This is a genomic window from Peiella sedimenti, assembly GCF_030504955.1.
Taxonomy (GTDB): domain Bacteria; phylum Pseudomonadota; class Alphaproteobacteria; order Caulobacterales; family Caulobacteraceae; genus Brevundimonas; species Brevundimonas sedimenti.
Genome location: NZ_JAUKTR010000005.1, coordinates 28317 through 50746, shown reverse-complemented (window position 1 = coordinate 50746; position 22430 = coordinate 28317). Strand labels below are relative to the sequence as shown.

Here is a 22430-nt window from a genome sequence, read left to right as displayed (position 1 = left end):
CCTCTTGCAGGCCGCTCGCGCTCGCGCCATGCATCGGCCCATGAACCGCTCGCTCACCCGCCTGCGCCTGATCTTCGTGGCCCTGTTCGTCCTCGGCGTCGTCGGCGTCGGCGTCTATCAAATCTACTGGGCCGGGCCGCAGAAGGAATGCGAGGGGCGCGGCGACTGGTGGGATCCGGCCACGCGCATCTGTGGGGACGTCATCTACATTCCCAACATCACCGGCCGTCAGCCGGGCGAAAGCCGCGAGGCCGCCTCGCGCCGCGCCGCCGCCGAGAAGCTGTCCGAAGAGGCCAGGGCGCGGGGGGAGTAGACCCACTTGCGCAACTCTGTTGCGCGAGTGGAGCCGGATCAAAGTGACCGCTATTTAATTTGCCTCGCTACAATTGTAGCGACAGTCTGGCCCTATCGCCCGGTGTGGGTCGGAGAAAAGTATCATGTGCCTACCTGATGAATGCGAACAGCCGGCGCGGCGTACGCTCCTCGGTCGTTTGGCGGCGATCGGGGCCATCTCGCTGGTCACGGCCCGCGCAAGGGCCGCCAACTTCCTGCAGCCCATAACGACTGAAGAGGTGACATTTCCTACCTCGGTGGGAGCCGTAGGCGGTTATCTCGCCACGCCGCAGTCCGAGCAGAACCGATATCGAGGCGCCGTCGTTATTCTGCATGGTGAATTCGGCCTGCCCGCTTCTCATAGGCTCACGGCGGATGAACTTGCCCAAGCCGGCTTCGCAGCCTTGGCCGTACGTCGTTTCTCACGACAACCCGGCATGACATCCGGCGATCTATGGCGGGATGATCAGGGGGAGGGCCGTTACCGAACCGAGGCCTATGTTCGCGAAGAACTGGCCGAAACCGCCGGAGCGGCAGACTTCCTCCTGGCGACGTGTCCTTCCTCTGAGCGCATTGGCGTCGTCGGCTTCTGTGGGGGAGGAATTCGCGCCGTCCGCTACGCCGCCCGCGACCCTAGGGTCGCTGCCGCAGTTTCGTTCTACGGAGCTCCTCGCTTGGAGGCGCGGTTCAAGACGGCCTCAGATCCCGCCCTGGATTTGCTCGAGATTGAGGACCCAATCCGAGCGCCGGTCCAAATGCATTACGGACTCAATGATTATGTGGTGAAGCCCGCCGACATCGAAGCTCTAGCAGCGCGCATTCGTGCAGCAGGCGGCCTGGCCGAAGACTACGCGTACGAAGGGGCGGGGCATGCGTTCTATGATCGGACCAATCCCCAGTCCTACGCCGCATCCGCCGCCGCTTTGGCGCGCGAGCGCTATCTTGATTTTTTGGCGGCGCACCTAACGTAGGTCCAGGCCAGTCACCGCGTCGCGCCGGGCTTCCACAGCACGTCGCCGGCCCCATTGCCGTTGGCGGTGCGGGACAGGACGAACAGCAGGTCCGACAGACGGTTCAGATACTTGACCGCCTCGGGCGAGACGGCCGCGCCGCTCTCGACCAGCGCCACCGCGGCGCGCTCGGCCCGGCGGCAGACCGTGCGCGCCAGATGCAGGTGGGCCGCCAGGCCGCTTCCACCCGGCAGGACGAAGGAGTTCAGCGGCTCCAGCGCGCCGTTGGCCTCGTCGATCTCGGCCTCCAGCCGTTCGACTTGAGAGGCGACGATGCGCAGGGGGGTGAACTTCAGGCTGGGGTCGTCGGGCGTGGCCAGATCGGCGCCCAGGTCGAACAGCTCGTTCTGGATGCGGGACAGCGCCTGGTCGATCCACTCGTGGGCCGCCGTCTCCAGCCGCGCCAGACCGATGACGGCGTTCAGCTCGTCCACCTCGCCATAGGCGGCGACGCGCGGATCGGACTTGGAGACGCTCTGGCCCGTGGCCAGCCGGGTCGATCCCTTGTCGCCGGTGCGGGTGTAGATGCGGTTGAGCGTGACCACGCGGCCTAACCCAGCCGGCCGCTGATGAAGGCCGCCACCGCCAGCAGCGCGATGGCCGTGGCCTGCAGCACGATACGCAGGCGCATGAGCTTGTTGGAGTGGGAGCGCCCGAACTCGCCGCCGCGATAGAGCGCATAGATGCCGAAGCCGAGCGTGACGGTCACCGCGGCGATAGCGACCAGGATCAGGATGTTCAGCGTCTGGGCCATGGCCATGATTTAGCCCCTTCGCCCCGCTATCGCCATGGCCTGCGGCCCGGCACATCGGGGCCCGGACAAATTTCCATCAGAAATCCGTACTGCGACCACGCGCCGCAAGGATTCATCCACACACCCCCGTTTAACAGCCGGAGCCCGGCCCCACCTAGGGCCGTCCGATTCCAGTATCGAGGCATGCGTACCCCCCAATGACCGCCACCAGCCCCCGTCCGAACCTGCGTCAACAAGCCAAGATGCGCACCCGCGCCAAGGTGCTGGACGCCGCCCGCAAGCTGCTTAGCGAGGGGGGCTACGCCGCCTGCACCATCCGCGACGTGGCCGCCCTGGCGGGCATGTCCACGGGCGCGGTCTTCGCCAACTTCAAGGACAAGGACGATCTGATCGACGCCGTTCTGGTCGAGGAGATCCAGGGCCTCAGCGAAGAGATGCGCGCCGCGGCCGAGCAGGGCGAACAGGTCGATCAGCGCCTCGTCTCGGTGCTGCACACCGTGGCCGACCGGTCCCAGCACCGCCTTTCCCTGCTGCGCGCGGCCATCAGCCAGGTCTGCGCCGGCCGCCCGGACGCCGACCGCATCCGCGAAGCGCTGCGCGAACCTGTCAGCGTGCTCAGCGGCGTGCTCGAGGACGGCGCGCGCAAGGGCGAGCTGTCGGATCGTCTGGACGCCTCGGGCGCCGCCGAATGGATCTGGGACGGCTGCCAGGCCCAGATGCGCCGCGCCGCCGACCACAACCTGCCGCGCGAAGTGGTGCAGCAGCGGCTGGACCAGGCGGCCCAGCTGCTGCTCACGGGCGCGCGCGCCCTCTAGCGAACCGCTAGCTGCGCCAGCGCAGCGTGCGCGGCTTGACCGGATTGTTGAAGGCCCGGGCTTCGGCTCGGGCCTTTGTCCATTCGCGCTTCAGCTGCTGGTACCACTTGGCCTGAGTGTCGGCGTCGTCGATCCAGATCAGGCTTGGGTCGTACTTCAGGCCTTCGTTCTGCAGATCGACCATGTCGCCGTCCTGCTTGAGGAAGGCGCGGCTGCCTGCCTTCAGGAAGGGCTTGGCCAGGGCGAAGACCGGGTGGTCGGACCAGAAGATTTGCGTGATGCGCGTCTGGCTGTCGTTCAGCGGCGTCAGTCCCGTCAGGGCCAGCACCTGGCGCTGGCCCACGCGGATATGCTCCCAGCGCAGGCCCGGCAGGCGGAAGGTGATCTCGGTCTCCGGCGCGCCGCCCAGAATGCGATAGGCGCGGCTGTTGGATGACGGCCGGTGCCGCTCCATGGCGAAGCCGTACTCGCGCGGGCCGAAGGCCTTGGACTTCTCGTGCTGGCTGGCCGAGGTGCGCCACCACCACTGCTGATGCACATAGGGACCATGGGCCGGGTCCATCAGGCCGACGACGGCGTGGTCCAGATGCGCCTGGAAGAGCCGCCGCTCGATCAGCTTGGGGGCGCCGCCCACCACGCCGTCGAAGACGGGCGGCGGGTGATCGGGCTCTGACGGGTTGCGCGCGTCCGCGGCCATCCAGATGAACAGCAGGCCCTGGCTCTCCACCAGAGGATAGGACCGCACCCGGATGCGGGACGGGTCCGTCTCCTGATCCGCCGTCAGCGACGGGATGGCCGCGCAGACGCCATCGGGGCGGAAGCGCCAGCCGTGATAGCAGCACTCGACCGTCTCGCCCTCGCGGGGGTGCTCGACCATGCGCCCGGCCGACAGGGGCGCGGCCCGGTGCGGGCAGATGTCCCTCATGGCGTAGGGCTGTCCAGCGCGGGTGCGGCCCACCAGCACCGGCTCGCCCAGCACCTCGCGGCGCTCCATGGCGCCGGGGGCGATCTCCGAACCCAGGCCCAGGAAGTACCAGATGTCGCGCAGGAAGCCGCGGCCAAAGGCCTGGCTGTCAGACGGCTTGGCGGTGCTTTCGGCGGCGCTCATGGCGCCTGTCTAGAACGAGCGGCGCCAAAGGGGAATCGGGAAGGTTCCTTAGCTGCCGGCGGCGCCGCCGCCGCCTTCCGTGACGCGGCGCCCATGCGCCTCGATTCCGCGGTATCGCAGCACTAGCGCCTGACCATCCAGGGTCATCTCACCCTCGACGAGCGGCACATAGAAGGATGTCGGCCCCAGGGGCATGAGCAGCGCTCGCGCGCCGCCAGGGGCCCGGTACTCAAGCCCATTCTCCGTCAGGGTGATCGACGCCTCGCCGTTCGGCATAGCATAGGCGCCCGCCAGCAGGCCCAGCGTCTCCTGCGGCAGATCCACGATCCGGTATGCGCGCGGCTGAGTGTAGGGCTGGCCCCGCGTTATGGCCTCAAGGTCATTGGACACGCGAGAGAACTGCGACCCTGTAAGATTGCTGAGAACGGCGATGGTCAGGTCCTCGTCTGGATACCAGGTCAGTCGAGCCGCATATCCGGGCAGTCCTCCCGTGTGCGTGACTCGCCGCCGGCCTTCGACGACGCTGACCTCAACGCCCAGCCCATATTGCGCCCGTCCAGGGGTCAGCATCATTTCGAGGGACTGCGCAGATATAAGACGCCCCGACTTCAACGCTCGGGTCCATCTGGCCAGGTCGCCAACCGTGGAGACAAGATTGGCGTCCCCGTGCGCGCCGGAGAAGCGGCCCATGACGGCCGGCCTGATATCGGCTCCGCTTCGGATATCCCGCCCCTCGGCGTAGCGGCGCAGATTCTGGCCTGCCAGCTCATAGCCATGAGCCAGACGAGAGGCGACGGCGCTACCAATGATGGAGGACTGGGTCATCCCGGCGGGCTCAAGGACGTGCCCGCGCATGTAGGCGTCAAAAGTCTCTCCCGAGACCTGCTCGATCATCCGCGAGAGCACCACATAGCCGGTGTTGGAGTAGTGAAAGCGCGTTCCCGGCGTGAACTCCAACGGCGCTTCGGCAGCCTCCGACACAATCCGGTCGATGTGATCTGGCTTGACGACGAAGGCGAGATAATCGGGAGAACCCAAGCCTCTGGGCTCTTCATAATCCACCAGGCCCGATTCATGCTGGAGCAGGTGCTGGATGGTGATCGGCCGCCAGCCCTCGGGGCAGGGGGTTAGGTGAAGGCAGATGCTATCCCCCAGCCGAAGGCGTCCAGCTTCCTGCAACTGCAGCACCGCCACGGCGGTGAACTGCTTCGTGATGGACGCAACAGCATATCGCGTATCCGCCTGGGCCTCGGTGGTGAACTCCAGGTCTGACCAGCCGTAGCCGCCCTCGAAGAGGGGCTCGCCGTTCTGGTAGACACCCACGGAGCCATTGAAGTGACCCAGGGCAAGCCTGGCTTGCATGTAGTCCGCATACGGCTCAGTGGCCGCCGCCGAGGCGACCAGCAGGACCGCGAAAACAGAAAGAATACGTATCATCCAAGGCTCCACACTTAGATATGAAGCCTTAGGCCGCCTTAAGTGACGCTACAATCGTAGCGGCCCATCATCAGGCGGTTTCGCAACATCTGCCCTGCGTCAGACCAGCGCGCCGTGGCAGTGCTTGAACTTGCGGCCCGAACCGCACGGACAGTCGGCGTTGCGGCTGGTGCGCTCCCAGCCCGGCGGCAGCATGGACGCCGGCAGGCGGGCGCGCTCCTCGGCCGGCAGTTCGCCCTCGGGCATCTGGGCCGCCGGATGGGTCATCTCGTTCTCGCCGGTCAGCGGATTGAGATGGATTTCCTGCAGGCCCACCGGCGGCGGCGGGGCCTCGAAGCGGAACTCCACCGTCATCAGCCAGCGCGTCACGTTGTGGCGCAGGTCCGTCAGCAGGGTCTCGAACAGGGCGAAGGCTTCGGTCTTGTACTCGTTCAGCGGGTCGCGCTGGCCGTAGCCGCGCAGGCCGATGACCGCGCGCAGGTGATCCAGGTGAACCAGGTGCTCGCGCCACTGCAGGTCGATCATCTGCAGCAGGAACTGCTTCTCCAGCCGGCGCATCTGGTCCGGCCCGATGGTCTCCAGCCGCTCCTTGGCCCGGGCCTCGGAGGCGGCCTGGAGCCGCTCTTCGATCTCCTCGTTGGAGACGCCTTCCTCGGCGGCCCAGTCGGCGATGGGCAGCTCGAGGCCCAGCACGTTCTTCACGCGCTCGTTCAGGCCCTCCACGTCCCACTGCTCGGCATAGGCCTTGGGCGGCATGAAGCGTTCGACCATGTCGCTGACGGTGTCGCGGCGGAACTCGTCCACCAGCTCGGACAGGTCGTTGGAGTCCATGAACTCCTGGCGCTGTTCGAAGACGGCCTTGCGCTGGTCGTTGACGACGTCGTCGTACTTCAGGAGGTTTTTGCGGATTTCGTAGTTGCGCTGCTCGACCCGCGTCTGGGCCTTTTCGATGGCGGCGTTCAGCCACTTGTGCGTGATCGCCTCGCCTTCCTTCACGCCGAAGCTGCGCATGATGGCGTCCAGCCGCTCGCCGGCGAAGATGCGCAGCAAGTCGTCCTCGCACGACAGGTAGAACTTGGACGTGCCGGGGTCGCCCTGACGGCCGGTGCGGCCGCGCAGCTGGTTGTCGATGCGGCGGCTCTCGTGCCGCTCCGTGCCCAGGACGAACAGGCCGCCGGCGGCCAGGGCCACCTGCTTCTTCTCGTCGATCTCGGCCTTGATGCGGGTCTCTTCAGACTTTTCCTGCTCGGGCGTCGGCTCGATCCCCTGGGCGCGCTGCTCCTGGCGCCAGCGGATCATCCGCATGTCGAGGTTGCCGCCCAGCTGGATGTCGGTGCCCCGCCCGGCCATGTTGGTGGCGATAGTCACGGCGGCCGGCAGACCCGCCTCGGCGACGATGAAGGCCTCCTGCTCGTGGTGGCGCGCGTTCAGCACGTTGTGCGGAATGCGCTCCTTCTGGAGCAGCTCGGACAGCTGCTCGGACTTTTCGATGGAGACCGTGCCCACCAGGATCGGCTGCTGGCGCGTCACGCAGTCCTTGATCTGCTCGATGATGGCAGCGTTTTTCTCGGCGCCGGTGCGATAGACCTCGTCGTCGAAGTCGATGCGCTTGATGGGGCGGTTGGTGGGGATCTCCACCACTTCCATCTTGTAGATGTCGTGGAACTCCGACGCCTCGGTGGCGGCCGTGCCGGTCATGCCCGAGAGCTTGTCGTAGAGACGAAAGTAGTTCTGGATCGTCACCGAGGCCAGGGTCTGGTTCTCGGGCTGGATATCCACGCCTTCCTTGGCCTCGATGGCCTGGTGCAGGCCCTCGGACAGGCGCCGGCCGTGCATCATGCGGCCGGTGAACTCGTCGATCAGGATGATCTCGCCGCCCTTGACGATGTAATCCTTGTCCCGCTGGTACAGGGTGTTGGCCCGCAGCGCCTGATTGACGTGGTGCACCGCGGTGATGTTGGCGGCGTCGTAGAGGCCGGCCGTATCCTCGGCCAGGTGCCCCGCCTTCATCAGGGTGTCCTCGATCAGCTCCGAGCCCTTCTCGGTCAGCAGGACCTGGCGCTGCTTCTCGTCAAGGTCGTAGGTCTCGGTGTCCTTGACCAGCTCCTTCACCAGGGCGTCGACGACCCGGTAGAAGTCCGAGCGGTCCTCGGTCGGACCCGAGATGATCAGCGGCGTGCGCGCCTCGTCGATCAGGATCGAGTCCACCTCGTCGACGATGGCGAAGCTGTGGCCGCGCTGGACCATCTCGCGCCGGTCGTAGCAGAGGTTGTCGCGCAGGTAGTCGAAGCCGAACTCGTTGTTGGTGCCGTAGGTGATGTCGGCGCTGTAGGCCGACTGGCGCTGGCCCTGGGACAGACCGTTGATGATCACGCCCACCTCGAGGCCGAGGAAGCCGTAGACCCGGCCCATCCAGTCGGCGTCGCGCCGGGCGAGGTAGTCGTTGACCGTGATGACGTGGACGCCGTTGCCGGCCAGGGCGTTGAGATAGACGGGGGCCGTGGCCACCAGAGTCTTGCCTTCGCCCGTGCGCATCTCGGCGATGCCGCCGTCGTGCAGCACCATGCCGCCCACCAGCTGCACGTCGTAGTGACGCTGGCCCAGGGTGCGCTTGGCCGCCTCGCGCACCGCGGCGAAGGCTTCGTTCAGGATGGCGTCCAGGCTCTCGCCGCCGGCCAGCCGATCCTTGAAGGTCTGCGTCATCATACGCAGCTCGCCGTCCGAGAGCTTCTCGAACTGCGGCTCCAGCGCGTTGATCTTCTGGACGCGAGCGAGATAGGTCTTGACCTTGCGGTCGTTGGAAGAGCCGAAAAGCTTCTTGGCGATGCCGAGCATGGGGGGTCCGTGCGAGGGCCACGTCTGCTTTGCGTGGCCAAAAGGGAAATGGTCGCCTGGGAGCGGGCGGATCGCGCCGGAAGCGGGCCTCGAAAAGGGCTAGGGCCGTCTTCGGAAAACCCCTCGACTTGGGCGCGCGCGAGACTTAAGCACCCCCCAAAGCCCTGTCAACGACAGGGGTTTGCGAGAGGTCGCCCCCCGTCCCCCAGCCCGTCGTAAGGAGTCTTGCCATGGCGCTGTCGAGTCCCGTCCCCCGCCTTCACGGCCTGTCCGGCGCCGGAGCCCTCATCCTGGCGCTGACCCTGACCCTGACGCTGGCGGCCTGCAATCGCAGCGGCGGGGATGAGCGCCCGCCCCAGCCTGGGGATGTGGCCGTGGCCCGGGTGGAGGGCGAGACGGTCTGGGCCTCGGACGTGAAGCGCGAGGCCGTGGCCCAGGGGCTGGTCGGCGAGGGCGAGCCGCTGGACCCCGCCTCCGCGCTGTTCCGCCGCGTGCTGGACGAGGTGGTCGATCAGAAGCTGCTGGCCCGCGAGGCCGCGCGTCGGAACCTGGACGACAGCCCCATCGCCCAGCGGCGCCTCGCGGCCGCCCGTGAGCGCATTCTTGGCGACATGCTGGTGGAGTCGGTGGTGGACGGCGCCATTTCCGACGCCGCCATTCAGACGCTCTATGAAGAGCAGCGCCGCCTGGCCCGGGAGTCTGAGGAGATCCGCGCCCGCCTGATCCTGATGCGCACCCGCCAGGACGCCGACGCGATCCGCAGCCTTCTGGCGGCCGGGGCCTCCTTTGAAGCCCTGGCCATCGAGCGGTCGTTGGACGACCAGACCCGATTCAACGGCGGCGACCTGGGCTATTTCACGGCTGACGTCATGCCGGACGCCTATGCCCAGGCCCTGGAGGGGGCGGCGGCGGGCGACACGGTGGGACCGTTCCAGACGGACCGGGGGTGGGCTCTGCTCAGGGTCGAGGACCGCCGTCGGGAGGAGCCGCCGACCCTGGAGCAGGCGCGGCCGCAGATCATCCGCTACCTGACCTATGAGGAGGTTCGGCGCCTGCTTGAGCGGCTGCGCGGCCGCGCCCAGGTGGAGACTCTGCTGCGCGGCGATCCCATGCAGGTGCCCGGCGCGCCGGAGGAGCCGGCCTCTGCGCCCCCCTCTCAGGCCGCCCCCGCCCAACCGGCCGCGCCCGCAACCAAGGGCGCGCAATGACCCGCAAGCCCACGCCCCCGTCGCCCAAGGGCCGTCCCGGCCGCGTCGCCGCCGTCGAAGCGGTGGGGCAGTCCCTGGAGCGCGCGTTCGATCCCCTGGCCTCGGCCCTGAAGAAGGCCTCGGGCCAGAAGGCGGCCAAGAAGACGTCGACCGCGCCGGGGGAGGGAACCGCGGGCAAGCCCGGCATCGCCGTCTCGCCCCTGGCTGTTCCCTTTCCCGAAATGCCCCCGGTGGGCGGGGTTCTGGCCGCGACGGCGCGCGCCGGCTTCTACAAGCACGACCGCGAGGACCTGGTGGTCTTCAACTTCCCCCAGGGCGCCAACTGCGCGGGCGTGTTCACCCGTCACCAGATCGGCTCGGCGCCCGTGGACTGGTGCAAGCGCCACCTGGAAATGACCGGCGGCGAGGATGTCCGCGCCCTGGTGGTCAACGCCGGCTGCGCCAACGCCTTTACAGGCAAGCCCGGGGCCGATGCGGCCCGCCGCACGGCGTCGGAAACGGCCAAACGACTGGGCTGCCGCCAGCGCGACGTCATGCTGGCCTCCACCGGGGTGATCGGCCAGGTGCTGGACGATCGCAAGATCGCCGCTCGCCTGCCCAGCGTCGCCCGGGATCTGGCCGCGCCGGACTGGCTGTCCGTCGGCCGGGCGCTGATGACGACCGACACCTTCCCCAAGGGCGCCTGCGCGGTGGCCGAGATCGAAGGCCGCAAGGTCAATATCGTCGGCGTGGCCAAGGGTTCGGGCATGATCGCGCCGGACATGGCCACCATGCTGGGCTTCGTCTTCACCGACGCCGACCTGTCTCCGGCGGTGCTGCGGGCCCTGCTGTCCCTGCACGTGCGCTCCACCTTCAACAGCGTGACCGTGGACGGAGACACCTCGACCAACGACACCCTGCTGTTGTTCGCGACCGGCGCGTCGGCGGCCCCGCGCATCGGCCGTGTCGGTGATCGGCGGCTGGCGGACTTTTCGGCCAAGCTGGAAGCGGTCCTGCTCGACCTGGCCCATCAGCTGGTCCGCGACGGCGAGGGGGCTCGCAAGTTCGTCCAGGTGGAGGTCACCGGCGCCCAGTCGCCCGCCAGCGCCCGCAAGCTGGCCAAGGCCATCGCCGAAAGCCCGCTGGTCAAGACCGCCCTCGCCGGCGAGGACGCCAACTGGGGCCGCATCGTCATGGCCGTCGGCAAGACGGAGGAGCCGGTGGACCGCGACCGTCTGGCCATCTCCTTCGGTCCCAACCAGGCCGCCTTCGACGGGGCGCCCGCGCCCAGCTATGACGAGGATCGGATGAGCGCCTACATGAAGCGCTCAGAGCTCCACATCCGCGTGGATGTGGGCGTGGGCCGGGGCCACGCGACGGTCTGGACCTGCGACCTGACCAAGGAATACGTGGCCATCAACGGCGACTACCGGAGCTGATGACCCTGCCCACCATTCTTGTCGTAGCCGCCGCCCTGGTGGACGTGGACGGCCGGGTGCTCATCGCCCAGCGGCCCGAGGGCAAGGCCCTGGCGGGGCTGTGGGAATTTCCGGGCGGCAAGGTCGAGCCCGGCGAGCGTCCCGAGGACGCCCTGATCCGCGAACTCCACGAAGAACTGGGCATCGAGGTCAGCGAGGCCTGCCTGGCCCCGTTCGTTTTTGCGTCCCACGGTTACGATTCGTTTCACCTGCTCATGCCATTGTGGCTGGTGCGTCGCTGGAAGGGGGTCGTGGTGAACCGTCACCACGCCGCCCTGGCCTGGGTGAAGCCGAACCGGCTTTCGGACTATCCCATGCCGCCGGCCGACGCGCCGCTCGTCGCGCACCTGCGCGATTTCCTCTGACGGCCCGCTGAAGAAGGAGGGCGCAGGCATGTGCCGCTTCCTCCGCCGCTTCGCGGGCGATCAGTCCGGCGCCACCGCCCTCGAATACGGCCTGATCCTGGCCCTGATGTTCCTGGTCATCCTCAGCGCCGTGACCGCCTTCGCCAATCAGGGCACGGGCATCTTCAACACCGCCATGGGAAAGCTGGCCGCCGCCATGGGCGGCGCGCCCGGTTAGACTTTCGTTTCGCGCACGCCCAGCGCGTCCGCCAGGCGCGCCTTTGCCGATCCCGGCCGCAGCGGCTTCTGCTGGTCCGGGTGCGGCGCCCAGCCCGACAGGCTGACGATCTCGAAGGCGGCGGGGATGCGTCGGTCGGCCTCGGCGTGGCGCTCCGTATACAGCTGAGCGGCCAGGGCGATGACTTCACGTCTCAACGCCGGCCCTCGCTGCCGGGCGGCGAAGGTCTCCCCCATGGCGCGCAGGTCGCGGATCAGGTGCAGGGGGCTGGCGTAGCGCACGGTGAACCGGTCCGTCGCCGTCACCGGCAGGGCGAACCCCGCCCGCTGCAGCAGACCGGCGGCGTCCTGGGCGTCGGCCATGGGCCCCACGCGGAAGGCCGCGCCGCCGGTGATCGTCATCTCGGCCTCGGCCAGGACCTCGCGCAACTGCCACAGGCTGCGCCCGCCCAGAAAGGCGCCGTAGAAAAGGCCGTCGGGCCTGAGCGCCCGCCTGATCTGCACCAGGGCGCCAGGCAGGTCGTCCACCACGTGCAGCCCCATCAGCGAGACGATCAGGTCCACGGATTCCGGGGCCAGGGCCAGCCGCTCGGGATCGAGCGCCACGCCTCCCGGCGGCGGCGTCAGGTCGGCCCTGATCAGGGTTCCGACGCGTGACTCGGCGGGCGACCCCTTCAGCGCCTCCTCGAACGCGTCGGTGCGGGCCGTCATGTCGACGGCGACCCCGAAATCGCGCAGGATCGCCGACAGGGCGTCCACGGCGGCGTCCGCGGCCCGCGCGCGCAGGAAGTCGGCGTCCACCCCCATGCGGGCGGCGCGCTCAAGCCTCAGGCGGCGCAGGCGCGCATCAAAGATCGAGGGGGCGCTCATGGCCGTCCAAGACCACGAGGCGGCGGCGCGGATCAAGTCGTGGCTGACCCCTGGGCCTCGCCTGCGCGAGGTCGCAGCCGGTCTTCTGGACGCGGTCATGCCGCCTGTCACGCTGGACCAGGCGGGGCGCTCCGGGGCTGCGGGGCTGGCGGCGCCCGGCCTGTCGCTCGAGGGATGGCGGAGCCTGACCTTTCTGGAGGAGCCGGTCTGCGACGGCTGCGGCGCGCCCTTCGAGTTCGCGCCGCTGGACCCGGCGGACCGGTGCTTGGGCTGTCAGGCGCGGCCCCACCGCTTCGCCCGTGCGCGCGCCGCCTGCCTTTATGACGAAGGCTCGCGCGACCTGATCCTGCCGTTCAAGCATGCCGACCGGCTGGAGCTGGCGCCCCTGTTCGCCCGCTGGCTGAACCGCGCCGCAGCGCCCCTGATCGAGACCTGCGACGCCATAGCGCCCGTGCCCCTGCACCGCCTGCGGCTGTTGTCGCGACGGGCCAATCAGGCCGCGGAGATCGCGCGGCCCCTGGCCCGCATGGCCGGCAGGGCGTACCTGCCCGACGCCCTGGTGCGCGCCCGCGCCACGAAGACGCAAGGCGGACGGGGCGCCTCGGGCCGACGCCGCAACGTCAGCGGGGCCTTCGCCGTGCCGGACAGCCGGCGCGCCCAGGTGGAGGGCAAGCGCATCCTGCTGATCGACGACGTGCTGACCACCGGCGCCACCGCCGACGCCTGCGCCAGGGCCCTGCTGGACGCCGGAGCGTCCGCCGTCGATCTGGCGGTGGTGGCGCGGGTTGACCGGGGCCGCGACGTCACCAGATAGGCCGTTCGTGCGTTAGCTGCGCATCACCCACTCCACGGAGACCGCCTTGGCCGCCGAAGTCGTCATCTACACCAAGCCCTTCTGCCCCTATTGCGGGCGCGCCGAAGCCCTGCTGCAGCGCAAGGGCGTCCAGTACGAAGAGATCGTCGCCTCGGTGGATCCGAACAAGCGGCGCGAGATGATGGACCGGTCCGGCCGCGCGACCTATCCGCAGATCTTCATCGACGGAAAGCACATCGGCGGCTGCGACGACCTGCATGCGCTCGACCGTGACGGCAAGCTGGACGCCCTGCTGGGGATCGCCGCGTGATCTGCTAGGCTGGCGCAATGCGCGTCGCCCTTGTCCAGACCCAAACCCCTGCCGATCAGGAACGCGCGCTGGAGCATGTGGCGCCCCTGGTCCGCGAGGCCGCCAAGACCGGCGCCTCGCTGATCCTGACCCCCGAGGCCGTCAATCTGATCGAGCGCCGACGCGACCGGCGCGACGCCGCCCTGCGGACCGAAGGGGACGATCCCTGCGTCATCGGCCTGCGCGACCTGGCGCGCGAACTGTCGGTGCATCTGCTGATCGGCTCGGCCATGCTGAAGGGGCCGGACGGCCGCGCCGTGAACCGCTCCCTGCTGGCCGGCCCCGATGGTGAGATCATCGCCCGCTACGACAAGATCCATCTGTTCGACGTGGACCTGCCCACAGGCGAGTCCGTGCGGGAGTCTGACGGCGTGGCGCCGGGCGGACGCGCGGTCGTCGCTGATGTGCCCGAAGCGCGGCTGGGCCTGACGGTCTGCTACGACATCCGCTTTCCGCACCTGTTCCGGGCCCTGGCCCGGGCCGGGGCCGATCTGATCGCCGCGCCGGCCGCCTTCACCGTGCCGACCGGCCAGGCCCACTGGGAGGTGCTGCTGCGCGCCCGCGCCATTGAAACGGGCGCCTTCGTTCTGGCGCCCGCCCAGGGCGGCCTGCATGAGGACGGCCGCTCGACCTGGGGCCGCTCCCTGATCGTCGATCCGTGGGGTCAGGTCGTCGCCGCCGCCGACCATGATCGGCCTTGCATTCTCAGCGCCGATCTCGATCTAGGGGCCGTCGCGCGCGCCCGCGCCGCCATCCCTCAGCTGACCCATGACCGGGAGTTCCAGGGCCCGTGATCCGTTACGCCCTCACCTGTCCGTCCGACCACGACTTCGAGGCCTGGTTCGCCTCGTCGGCGGCCTATGACGACCAGGCGGAACGCGGCCTGGTGGAATGCCCCTTCTGCGCCTCGCGCGAGGTCAGGAAGCAGATCATGGCTCCGGCGGTTAAAAGCCCCAAGCGGGCCGCTGCGCCCGAGGCGCCCGACCCTCGGCTGCAGACCCTGATGATGGAGGCCGCCAAAAAGGTCCGCGCCCACGTGGAGGAGAACTTCGACTATGTCGGCGACGCCTTCGCCCGCGAGGCCCGCGCCATCCACGAAGGCTCGGCGGAGAAGCGCGAGATCTATGGCGAGGCGACGGGCAAGGAAGTCGCCGAGCTCAGGGCCGACGGCGTGCCCTTCGCGCCCCTGCCGCCCGCGCCCGTCGATCCCGACAAGCTCAACTAGGCCGGAAAGGCCTGAGATTTCGGTCCAGCTCTAGGCCGCCTTCAGCACCGTCATCATGTAGTTGACCGAGGCGTCGGAAGTTTCGCTCCAGCGGTCCGCCAGGGGGTCGTAGCTGACGCCGAACGGTCCCTCGACCGACACCGGCTCGCCGTCGAGGAAGGCGCGAACTTCCTCCGGCTTGAGGAACTTGGACCAGTCATGGGTCCCGGCCGGCAGCCAGCGCAGCACGTACTCGGCCCCGATCTTGGCCAGGGCCAGGGCCTTCAGCGTGCGGTTCAGGGTGGCGACGATCATCATGCCGCCCGGCGCTGCGAGCCGCGCCGTGTCGCGCAGGTACTGGCCGGGATCGGCCACGTGCTCGACCACCTCCATATTCAGAACGAGGTCGAAGGGGCCCGCGCCGGCGGCCAGCAGGTTCTCGGCCGTGTCGCAGCGATAGTCGATGCTCAGCCCCTGCGCCTCGGCATGGGCCCGCGCCGCCCCGATGTTGCGCTCGGAAGCATCCACCGCCGTGACCTGAAAGCCCAGCCGCGCCATGGGCTCGGACAAAAGGCCGCCGCCGCAGCCGATATCGAGCAGGCGCAGACCCTCGAACGGCCGGGCCTGCCGGATGTCGCGGCCAAAGCGCGCCGCCGCCTGATCGCGGATGAACTTCAGCCGCACGGGGTTGAACTTGTGCAGGGGTGCGAACGGCCCGTGCGCGTCCCACCAGCGCTCGGCCATGGCCGAGAAACGCGCCACTTCCTCAGGGTCCACCGAGGCGCCTTGCGCCATGGGGGCTGGTCCGGAGGCGGGGGTGTTGTTATCAGCCGTCATTGCGCCCCCGCACATGGACGGTCGTCCGGTCGCTGGCAAGGGCGTGGGCGGGACGGCGATCTTCCATGACGCGACTGGTGATGAAGTTCGGCGGCACCTCCATGGCCGATCCCGAGCGCATCCTGCACGCCGCGCGGCTGGTCCAGTCGGAGGTCGAGGCAGGCCGAAAGGTCGCCGTGGTCGTCTCCGCCATGGCCGGCGTCACCAACCAGATGGTGGCCTGGACCGACATCATCGGCCCGGCGGCGCAGGGACTGCCCTCCAGCGACGACGAGTACGACGTGGTCGTCACCTCGGGCGAACAGGTGACGACGGGCCTGATGGCCATGGCCCTGCGCAGCCTGGGCGTGCCCGCGCGCTCGTGGCTGTCCTGGCAGGCCGGCATCATCACAGACGGCGTGCACGGCAAGGCCAAGGTCGTCGCCATCGAGGCGGACGACATGGCCGCCTCCATCGACTCCGGCGTCGTCGCGGTCATCCCCGGCTTCCAGGGCGTGACGCGCCAGGGCCGGCTGACGGCGCTCGGCCGCGGCGGCTCGGACACTTCGGCCACGGCGGTGGCCGCCGCTCTGGACTGCCCCTGCGACATCTACACCGACGTGGACGGGGTCTTCACCACCGATCCGCGCCTGAACGTTCACGCCCGCATGCTGCCGCGCATCTCCTACGAAGAGATGCTCGAGCTGGCCTCCCTCGGCGCCAAGGTGCTGCACAGCCGCTCGGTCGGGCTGGCCATGTGCCACCGCACGCCCCTGCGGGTGCTCAACAGCCGCCTCAAGCCCGGCGAACAGCACGGCAAGGGCACCCTGGTTTGCCACGAGGATGAGATCTTGGAACAGCGCATCGTCAGCGGCGTCACGCTCAGCGCCGATGAGTCCCGCATCACCCTGATGGGCCTGCCGGAGGACCCCACCACGCTGGGGCGCATTTTCACCCTCCTGGGCGAGGCCGAGCTCAACGTGGACATGATCGTCCAGTCGCCGGCGCGCATGGAGGGGCGGGGCAACCTGCTCTTCACCGTCGGCCGGCGCGACGCGGACAAGGCGGTGCGTCTGCTGGCCGCCGAACCGCTGCTGAAGGACGCCGAGATCAATAAGGACGACGGCGTGGCCAAGGTCTCCATCGTGGGGGCGGGCATGCGCAGCCACGCCGACGTGGCCGGCACGCTGTTCCGCGCCCTGGCCGACAAGGGCGTGCCGGTTCAGGCCGTGGCCACCTCGGAAATAAAGATCAGCGTGCTGGTCGACGGCGCCTGGGGCGAACTGGCGGCGCGGGCCCTGCACACGGCCTTTGAACTGGACGCCTGAGGCGGGATACGCACCCCCTCTGGGCCGCCTAACCCGCTGATCCGCAACGCATCACGCGCCGCCCGCCACTGACTTACCCACGCCCCCTCGCACATCCCGCACTCTAAGCGGGCTCCGGGGCGGAGAGGCCGTATGCGCAGGCGGCTCGTGCGGCCCTGGGGCTTCGTTGGGTCGAACGGAGAGCAAAAATCGGGACCGGCGGTTTGGCCGCGCCGGTTGGCCACAGCTTGGGGGGGAGAGGGCTTCGGGCCCATTCTGGCATACCCAGGCCCGACGGGCCCGCCCCGCCGGCGGGTCTGCTCCGACAGCGCCTTCCTAAACAGAAGGCCGGCCAAGCCTGACGAACCGCGGAGCGCTGATAAGCCTCTGGGCCTGGAAGCCCCAGCGGCGGCCCCAGCCGAACCCGGTACCACCTATAACGAGACCACCGGGCGAAGGCCCGGCGCTCCGCCGCCTCTCCACCCCAACTCCGCAGCGAAAGCGCGGGGGCGATCAGCCGTGTCCTGCGATTTCTGATCGAAGAGGCGAAATGCATGGCTGGGGCATTGGACGAAGCGGCGCCTGCGTCCTAGTTAGAAAGCCTAGCCCCAACAGGACGCCCCGAACCTCAATGCCCGCCCCTGGACTGGCCGCGCGCGGACCCCGCAGCCTGCTTCGGCAGATACGCGAGGCCATGGCCGCCGATGTCCCCGCCCAGGACCGGCTGAACCGGGTGGTGCGCATCATCGCCGCCTCCATGGTGGCGGAGGTCTGCTCCCTCTATCTGCGGCGAGCGAGCGGCCAGATGGAGCTGTTCGCCACCGAGGGCCTGAACCCCGACGCCGTCCACCGCACGCGGCTGGACCCCGGCGAGGGCCTGGTGGGCGAGGTGGTCCGCGCCGCCGAGCCCGTGGCCCTGTCGGACGCGCCGGCCCATCCGAACTTCTCCTATCGGCCCGAGACGGGCGAGGACCCCTACCACGCCTTCCTCGGCGTGCCCCTCCTGCGCGGCGGCCGCGTGGTGGGCGTGCTGGTTGTGCAGAACCGAGCCGAGCGCACCTATGAGGCGGATGAGGTCGACGACCTTCAGACCATCGCCATGGTCCTGTCCGAAATGGTCCTGGGCGGCCAGATCGACGACCAGTCTCTCGGTGATGTGGAGGTGGCGCCGCACCGGCCCGAACGCGCGCGCGGGCAACGCTTCGCCGACGGGTTGGCCTTCGGCCACGCCGTGTTCCACGAGCCCCCGGTGCAGGCCGGCCGCCTGCTCGCCGACGATCCCGTCGAGGAGGAGATTCGGCTGAAGTCCGCCCTGGCCCGCATGAAGGCGCACCTGGACAATCTGCTGGAGGGCCACGGTCTTGGCGGCGTGCCCTACGAGGTCCTGGAGACCTACCGCATGTTCGCCGACGATCGGGGCTGGAACCGGTCGCTGGAGGAGGCGGTGCGTTCGGGCCTCTCGGCCGAGGCCGCCGTGGAGCGTGTTCGAAACGAGCACCGGGCCCGCTTCGCCGCCACGCGCGACCCCTATCTCAAGGAGCGCCTCCACGACTTTGAGGACCTGGCCGACCGCGTGCTGCGCAGCCTGGCCGGGGAGATCGAACAGGCCCGTGAGCTGCCCGAAGACGCCGTCCTGGTGGCCCGCAACCTGGGGCCCGCCGACCTGCTGGAGTATCCGCGCGGCCGCCTGAAGGGCCTGCTGCTGGAGGAGGGATCCGCCGCCGGCCACGCCGCCATCGTCGCCAAGGCGCTGCAGATACCCTGCGTGGGCCGCCTGACCGGGGTGCGCGACCGCCTGTCCGAGGGCGATCTCGTCATCGTCGATGGCGAGAGCGGCGAAGCCTTCCTGCGGCCCCGCCCGGACATGCTGGAGGCGGTGACCGCCCGCATGGCCGTTCGCGCCCAGCAGAGCGCCGAGTTCGCCAGCCAGCGCGACATCCCGGCCGTGACCACGGACGGTCAGCGTATCGCGCTTCTGACCAACGCGGGGCTCGAGGTGGACCTCGAGTCTCTCGAGACCACGGGCGCCGAGGGCATTGGTCTGTTCCGCACCGAGTTCCAGTTCATGGTGGCCGAGGAGCTGCCGCGTCTTGAGGCGCAGACCACGCTCTATCGCCGGGTCCTGGACGCCGCGGGCCCGCGCCCCGTCACCTTCCGCACCCTGGATGTGGGCGGCGACAAGGTGCTGCCCTACCTTGACGCTGGCCGCGAGGAGAACCCGGCGCTGGGCCGCCGCGCCATCCGACTGGGACTGGATCGTCCCGGTCTGCTGCGGCTGCAGCTGAGGGCCCTGCTGGCGGCCGCGGGCGGCCGCGAGCTGCGGGTGATGTTCCCCCTGATCGCCTCGGTGGAAGAGTTCCGCCTGGCGCGCGACCTGGTGGACATCGAGGTGGACTGGGCCCGGCGTCGGGGCAAGCCGCTGCCCGCGATCCTGCGCGTCGGGGCCATGATCGAGGCGCCCTCGCTGCTGTGGCACCTGGACGCCCTGTTGCCCCTGACGGACTTCGTCTCGGTCGGAACCAATGACCTGTTTCAGTACATGTTCGCGGCCGACCGGACCAACCCGCTTGTCTCGGATCGATACGACCCCCTGTCGCCGCCGGCGCTGAGGGCGCTGCACGCCATTCAGAAGGCCTGCTCCGAGACCGGCACGCCGGTATCGGTCTGCGGCGAAATGGCGGGCCGGCCGCTCGAGGCCTTCGCCCTCATCACCCTTGGCTTCACAAGGCTGTCGGCGCCCCCCTCGGGCATCGGGCCGGTCCGGCGAATGGTGCTCTCCTGCGACCTTTCGGCGGCTCGTCGGGCCCTGCCGAATGTCCTAGCCAGTACGGCGGGGACCGTGCGCAGCGAAATCGAGTCGTTGGCCCGGAAGTTGAACGTGGTCCTCTAGACCGAAATCGGTTGAGCTGGACGCGCTCCAGCGAAGCTCAGATTTCGTCGAGCATCTCAGAGATCGGGCTTCGCCGTCCGGTTGCGTCAGCTTGAAGACCTCGGGGCCATGAGTTATCCACAGGACCGCTTCTGGAGTCCGCCGCCTGCCGACAACGACACGGTCGGCGACGGAGCCTCGCCTGTGGATGAAGCGCCGATCCCGGCGGACGCCGGATCATTGGGGGACGACGCCATGGCGTCGCTGGACGACGCGGCCGGGGCCTCGAGCGCCCTGGAAGATGTGCCGACCATCACTGACGGGCCCGAGGATTGGGCCGCGCCGGGCGATGGGGCCGCGCCCGACGAGCAGCCGCCTGTGCCCACCTTCGCCTCCGGCGCCACCCTTGGGGAAATTCTTCGTGCGGCCCGGGAGCGTTCCGGCCAGAGCTTTCAGCAGCTGGCCGCGACCACCTGTGTGCGCGCGCGCTATCTCAAGGCGCTGGAGGAGAACGACCTCGCAGCCCTGCCGTCGGGTCCCTACGCCATCGGCTATGTGAAGGCCTATGCCCGGGCCCTCGATCTTGACGAGACCCTTGCGGCCGAGCGCTTCAAGCAGGACGGGCGCGCCGCGCCCGAGCCGCTGCAGCCGCCCGTCGGCGTCGCGTTCGACGAGGTCAAGGGCCGCTCCCCCTGGATGATCGCCGCGGTGGCGGTGCTGGTCGGCGGCGTGCTGTCGTGGAACGTGTTCCAGCGCGTCAGCGCGGCGGGGCAGGCGCAGCCCTCCGACATCGCTGAGGTGCCGGCCACCTGGAGCCTCGGCTCAGCGCCCATGAGCCTCGCCATGCCGCAGCCGGCGCCGCCGGATCAGACCATCCCGGCGCTCTACATAACGCCTGGCCTGGAGGAGGAGTTGAGCGCCGCCGCCGGACAGGGCGTCGCGTCGGTTCAGGGGGCGGCCCAGGCGGACGCGCCCGTCCAGGCCGCCTTCAACCCGCGCGGCGCCGTCTATGGCGCGGCGCCGACGGCGTCCTCCGTGACCATCCAGGCGCGGCGAGCCGCGAACATCGTCGTGCGCGGTCAGGACGGCGTCGTCTATTTCGCCCGTCTGTTGGCGGCGGGTGAAGCCTATCGCGCCCCGCGCACGCCGGGCATGATGGTGGACGTATCCGAGCCGGCCGCCTTCGCGGTCTATCTGAACGGCGAGTACGGCGGCGCCCTGCCGTCGAACACCACGCCGGTCACTCAGCTGAACAGCCGCGCCGAGGCCCTGGCCCGACAGGCGGCCGACGAAGCCGCCGCCGAACAGCAGGCCGCCCTGCGCCGCGCCGCCGAGCAGAACGCGCTCCAGGCCGCAGCCGCTCCGGCGACGCCTGATGTGGGCAGCCCCGCCCAGACGGTGGTCGCGGCCGCGCCGCGCCAGCCGGTGCCATATAATCAACTGAACCGCGCCGACTGACCGCGACCGCCAGGCCCATGGCGCGCGGCGCGCGGCGCGCCTATGTTCCGGGCCCATGAGCGGACCCGCCTCACATCTGCACGACGTACGCCCCTGGCGGCGTATTGAGCGGCGCAAATCGCGCCAGATCATGGTCGGCTCGGTGGCTGTGGGCGGCGATGCGCCCATCAGCGTGCAGTCCATGACCAATACGCCCACGGCGGACGCGGGCGCGACCATCGACCAGATACGCAAGCTGGAGGAGGCCGGGGCGGACATTGTGCGGGTCTCCTGCCCTGACGAGGCCTCCACCGCAGCCTTCCGGACCATCGCCCGCGAAGCCAAGGTCCCGCTGGTGGCGGATATCCACTTCCACTATCGCCGTGGGATCGAGGCGGCCGAGGCCGGCGCGGCCTGCCTGCGCATCAATCCGGGCAATATCGGCAGCCCCGACCGCGTGCGCGAGGTGATCCAGGCGGCCAAGGATCACGGCTGCTCCATGCGCATCGGCGTCAACGCCGGCTCGCTCGAGAAGGAGCTCTTGGAGAAGTACGGCGAGCCCTGTCCCGACGCCATGGTCGAGAGCGCGCTCAACCACGCTCGCATCCTTCAGGACCACGACTTCCACGAGTTCAAGATTTCGGTGAAGGCCTCCGACCCGTTCCTGACCGTCGCCGCCTATCAGCAGCTGGCCGAGGTCATCGACTGTCCCCTGCACCTGGGGGTGACCGAGGCGGGGCCGCTGCGTACCGGCACCATCAAATCGTCCATCGGCCTGGGCATGCTGCTGTGGAGCGGCATCGGCGACACGATCCGCGTATCCCTCGCCGCCGACCCGGTGGAGGAGATCCACGTGGGCTTCGACATCCTGAAATCACTGGGCCTCCGCCACCGCGGCGTGAACATCATCGCCTGCCCCTCCTGCGCGCGTCAGGGTTTCAACGTCATCGAGACGGTGGCTGAGCTCGAAAAGCGCCTGGCGCACATCTCGACGCCCATGTCGCTGTCGATCATCGGCTGCGTGGTCAACGGGCCGGGCGAGGCGCTCTTCACCGACGTCGGCTTCACCGGCGGCGGCAAGGGCGCGGGCATGGTCTATCTGGCCGGGAAGCCGGACCACAAGCAGGACAACGTGGGCATGATCGAGCACATCGTCGAGTTGGTCGAGCGCCGCGCCGCCCAGATCGAGGCCGAGAAGGCGGCCCTGGAGTCCGCCGCTTAAGTCC

General features: G+C 69.2%; 22 protein-coding genes. 15 read left to right on the top strand and 7 right to left on the bottom strand.

Annotation, left to right across the window (positions count from 1 at the left end; translation table 11 throughout):
* Window positions 1–40: 40 nt before the first annotated feature.
* A complete protein-coding gene (locus Q0812_RS11500; protein ID WP_302110483.1) occupies window positions 41–313 on the top strand; it encodes a hypothetical protein in 273 nt (90 codons plus the stop codon).
* A 124-nt stretch (window positions 314–437) separates the two neighbouring features.
* Window positions 438–1304 carry a dienelactone hydrolase family protein gene (locus Q0812_RS11495; protein ID WP_302110482.1) on the top strand — a complete coding sequence of 289 codons (867 nt, stop codon included), beginning with the start codon at window positions 438–440 and terminating at the stop codon, window positions 1302–1304.
* A gap of 11 nt (window positions 1305–1315) precedes the next feature.
* Here the strand turns inward: Q0812_RS11495 and Q0812_RS11490 are convergent, their stop codons facing one another.
* Window positions 1316–1888: a cob(I)yrinic acid a,c-diamide adenosyltransferase gene (locus Q0812_RS11490; protein ID WP_302110481.1), complete on the bottom strand. Its 573-nt coding sequence runs from the start codon at window positions 1886–1888 to the stop codon at window positions 1316–1318.
* A gap of 5 nt (window positions 1889–1893) precedes the next feature.
* On the bottom strand, window positions 1894–2097 hold the full coding sequence (locus Q0812_RS11485) for a twin transmembrane helix small protein (protein ID WP_302110480.1): 204 nt from the start codon (window positions 2095–2097) through the stop codon (window positions 1894–1896).
* Window positions 2098–2294: 197 nt separating this feature from the next.
* On the opposite strand from Q0812_RS11485, the gene Q0812_RS11480 reads away from it, so the two are divergent.
* On the top strand, window positions 2295–2912 hold the full coding sequence (locus tag Q0812_RS11480) for a TetR/AcrR family transcriptional regulator (protein ID WP_302110479.1): 618 nt from the start codon (window positions 2295–2297) through the stop codon (window positions 2910–2912).
* 7 nt (window positions 2913–2919) lie between these two features.
* Here the strand turns inward: Q0812_RS11480 and Q0812_RS11475 are convergent, their stop codons facing one another.
* The 3 genes from Q0812_RS11475 to secA form a co-directional block, all read right to left on the bottom strand.
* Window positions 2920–4020 (bottom strand): Rieske 2Fe-2S domain-containing protein, encoded by a 1101-nt coding sequence (locus tag Q0812_RS11475; RefSeq protein ID WP_302110478.1) that lies wholly within the window; start codon window positions 4018–4020, stop codon window positions 2920–2922.
* 48 nt (window positions 4021–4068) lie between these two features.
* Window positions 4069–5457 carry a serine hydrolase domain-containing protein gene (locus Q0812_RS11470; protein ID WP_302110477.1) on the bottom strand — a complete coding sequence of 463 codons (1389 nt, stop codon included), beginning with the start codon at window positions 5455–5457 and terminating at the stop codon, window positions 4069–4071.
* Between the two features lie 99 nt (window positions 5458–5556).
* Window positions 5557–8292, bottom strand: coding sequence for a preprotein translocase subunit SecA (gene secA, locus Q0812_RS11465; RefSeq protein ID WP_302110476.1), 2736 nt, complete (start codon window positions 8290–8292; stop codon window positions 5557–5559).
* 230 nt (window positions 8293–8522) lie between these two features.
* On the opposite strand from secA, the gene Q0812_RS11460 reads away from it, so the two are divergent.
* Genes Q0812_RS11460 through Q0812_RS11445 form a run of 4 tightly spaced genes read left to right on the top strand, consistent with a single transcriptional unit; the run spans window position 8523 to window position 11539 of the window.
* Complete coding sequence (locus Q0812_RS11460; RefSeq protein WP_302110475.1) at window positions 8523–9500, top strand: peptidylprolyl isomerase; 978 nt, start codon at window positions 8523–8525, stop codon at window positions 9498–9500.
* Window positions 9497–10918 (top strand): bifunctional glutamate N-acetyltransferase/amino-acid acetyltransferase ArgJ, encoded by a 1422-nt coding sequence (gene argJ, locus Q0812_RS11455; protein WP_302110474.1) that lies wholly within the window; start codon window positions 9497–9499, stop codon window positions 10916–10918. Before Q0812_RS11460 ends, argJ begins: the two co-directional genes overlap by 4 nt.
* Window positions 10918–11322, top strand: coding sequence for a (deoxy)nucleoside triphosphate pyrophosphohydrolase (locus Q0812_RS11450; RefSeq protein WP_302110473.1), 405 nt, complete (start codon window positions 10918–10920; stop codon window positions 11320–11322). The genes argJ and Q0812_RS11450 overlap by 1 nt, the downstream gene beginning before the upstream one ends.
* A gap of 28 nt (window positions 11323–11350) precedes the next feature.
* Complete coding sequence (locus Q0812_RS11445; RefSeq protein WP_302110472.1) at window positions 11351–11539, top strand: Flp family type IVb pilin; 189 nt, start codon at window positions 11351–11353, stop codon at window positions 11537–11539.
* On the opposite strand, the gene Q0812_RS11440 is transcribed toward Q0812_RS11445, so the two are convergent.
* On the bottom strand, window positions 11536–12408 hold the full coding sequence (locus Q0812_RS11440) for a class I SAM-dependent methyltransferase (protein ID WP_302110471.1): 873 nt from the start codon (window positions 12406–12408) through the stop codon (window positions 11536–11538). The two genes, Q0812_RS11445 and Q0812_RS11440, sit on opposite strands and share 4 nt — an antisense overlap.
* On the opposite strand from Q0812_RS11440, the gene Q0812_RS11435 reads away from it, so the two are divergent.
* From Q0812_RS11435 to Q0812_RS11420, 4 genes are read left to right on the top strand one after another with little or no spacing between them, the layout of a single operon-like run.
* Entirely contained in the window at window positions 12407–13222 is an 816-nt protein-coding gene (locus Q0812_RS11435) for a ComF family protein (RefSeq protein ID WP_302110470.1), read from the top strand. The two genes, Q0812_RS11440 and Q0812_RS11435, sit on opposite strands and share 2 nt — an antisense overlap.
* A gap of 46 nt (window positions 13223–13268) precedes the next feature.
* Window positions 13269–13532, top strand: coding sequence for a glutaredoxin 3 (gene grxC, locus Q0812_RS11430; protein WP_302110469.1), 264 nt, complete (start codon window positions 13269–13271; stop codon window positions 13530–13532).
* A gap of 17 nt (window positions 13533–13549) precedes the next feature.
* Window positions 13550–14365 (top strand): carbon-nitrogen hydrolase family protein, encoded by an 816-nt coding sequence (locus Q0812_RS11425; protein WP_302110468.1) that lies wholly within the window; start codon window positions 13550–13552, stop codon window positions 14363–14365.
* A complete protein-coding gene (locus Q0812_RS11420) occupies window positions 14362–14796 on the top strand; it encodes a DUF1178 family protein (protein WP_302110467.1) in 435 nt (144 codons plus the stop codon). Before Q0812_RS11425 ends, Q0812_RS11420 begins: the two co-directional genes overlap by 4 nt.
* A gap of 30 nt (window positions 14797–14826) precedes the next feature.
* On the opposite strand, the gene ubiG is transcribed toward Q0812_RS11420, so the two are convergent.
* Complete coding sequence (gene ubiG / locus Q0812_RS11415) at window positions 14827–15570, bottom strand: bifunctional 2-polyprenyl-6-hydroxyphenol methylase/3-demethylubiquinol 3-O-methyltransferase UbiG (RefSeq protein WP_302110466.1); 744 nt, start codon at window positions 15568–15570, stop codon at window positions 14827–14829.
* Between the two features lie 107 nt (window positions 15571–15677).
* Here ubiG and Q0812_RS11410 point away from each other — a divergent pair, with 107 nt between their 5' ends.
* The 4 genes from Q0812_RS11410 (at window position 15678) to ispG (ending at window position 22426) form a co-directional block, all read left to right on the top strand.
* Entirely contained in the window at window positions 15678–16919 is a 1242-nt protein-coding gene (locus tag Q0812_RS11410) for an aspartate kinase (protein ID WP_302110465.1), read from the top strand.
* 610 nt (window positions 16920–17529) lie between these two features.
* Window positions 17530–19788, top strand: a complete 2259-nt coding sequence (ptsP, locus tag Q0812_RS11405) for a phosphoenolpyruvate--protein phosphotransferase (protein ID WP_302110464.1) — start codon at window positions 17530–17532, stop codon at window positions 19786–19788.
* Between the two features lie 108 nt (window positions 19789–19896).
* Window positions 19897–21225 (top strand): helix-turn-helix domain-containing protein, encoded by a 1329-nt coding sequence (locus Q0812_RS11400; protein WP_302110463.1) that lies wholly within the window; start codon window positions 19897–19899, stop codon window positions 21223–21225.
* A gap of 55 nt (window positions 21226–21280) precedes the next feature.
* A complete protein-coding gene (gene ispG / locus Q0812_RS11395) occupies window positions 21281–22426 on the top strand; it encodes a flavodoxin-dependent (E)-4-hydroxy-3-methylbut-2-enyl-diphosphate synthase (RefSeq protein ID WP_302110462.1) in 1146 nt (381 codons plus the stop codon).
* Window positions 22427–22430: the final 4 nt, after the last annotated feature.